At 74.0% G+C, this 1,190-nt stretch carries 2 protein-coding genes; both read left to right on the forward strand.

Going from position 1 to position 1,190, the window contains the following annotated elements; all coding sequences use genetic code 11:
• A partial coding sequence (locus tag KGI06_06355; protein ID MDE1871830.1) for a hypothetical protein occupies window positions 1-201 on the forward strand: 201 nt, incomplete at its 5' end.
• Between the two features lie 441 nt (window positions 202-642).
• Window positions 643-1,190, forward strand: a 548-nt coding sequence (locus KGI06_06360; protein ID MDE1871831.1) for a hypothetical protein, incomplete at its 3' end; no start/stop codon positions are given.

The following is a 1,190-nucleotide window of genomic DNA, read 5'->3' on the forward strand; positions in this document are numbered from 1 at the left end:
GTCCTGCGGCCGGGACAGACGCTCTACGACCCGCGCTACCTCGCGCCCATCTGGGACAAGCTCAAGAGCGGCGACGCGGACATGCTGCAAAGCATCTACTCCGCCTACTCGTCCATCGGCATCTCGCCCGCACAACTGGACGGGATGATCTACGACGCGACGCCACATCAGACGCGGACGCCGATGCTCAGCTTCGCCTAGGAGGCGCGTATGCCGCTTGAGGACGCGGCCGGCACCGGCACGTACATGGGCACGAGCACCCCCCCGGCGCCGCCGCCGCTGAGCTTCGGGGCGCCCCCCGCCGTGCCGGCGTCCTCGGCCCCCCAACCCGGCCCCCAGACGCCCTTCATCGGCGGCCGTCTCTCCGACCTGCCCGGCTACGTGCCGCCGGACACGGGACGCGCCCTTCAGCCCTACCAGATCGAGGACCGGAACGCCTGGCTGGACAACCTGCTCAGCCCTCCGCCGGCGCCTCAGCCGGCCGCACCAGCTCCCGCACCGGCTCCGCCGGCCCAACTCCCCGCGCCGCCCGGCTATACTGCGCCGGGACCGGCCTCCCCACCGCCGGATGCCAGCGCGGGGGCCTTGCTTCCTTCCGCTCCCGCGCTGGCCCCCTCGCCCTCCTGGACGACCCCGCCGCCCATGACGGGCACGACGCCCCTCGAACTGGCCATCGACCAGGGGACGCCCGACCCGCATGTCCGTCTGGCGATGCGGATGGGCGCGCTCATGGAGGGCGGCTCACTCGCCGGCGGCTGGGCTCCGGGCGACAACGGCACGTCCTTCGGCCCCTACCAGATCCACCTGCCCGCGCACCCCGATATGACCGCCGAAACGGCCCAGAACCCCCTGTTGGCCGCCGGTTACATGCGCCCCGCCTACACGCAGGCCGTCCAGCAGGTGCCGGGGGCGCTCTGGCAGAGCGACCCGGCGCAGGCGGCGGCGATGGCGGCCTTCTTCGCCGAGCGCCCGGAGCGCATGTACAGCCCGGAGCAGGTGCAGGAGGCCTGGATGCGCCTTCAGGGCGGCCTCGCCCCCGCCGGATTCGGCCGCATCGGCCAGTTCGGGCCGCCCGCGCCCGCGCCGTCCGGCGCACCCGCCACGATCGCCTGCACCACGCCGGAGGAGGCGGCGCAGCAGCCGGGGTTGGACTTCGGCACCGGGCTGCCGACGATGCCGACCGACCCTCA

This window comes from Candidatus Micrarchaeota archaeon (genome assembly GCA_028866575.1).
In the GTDB taxonomy this organism is placed as follows: domain Archaea; phylum Micrarchaeota; class Micrarchaeia; order Micrarchaeales; family Micrarchaeaceae; genus UBA12276.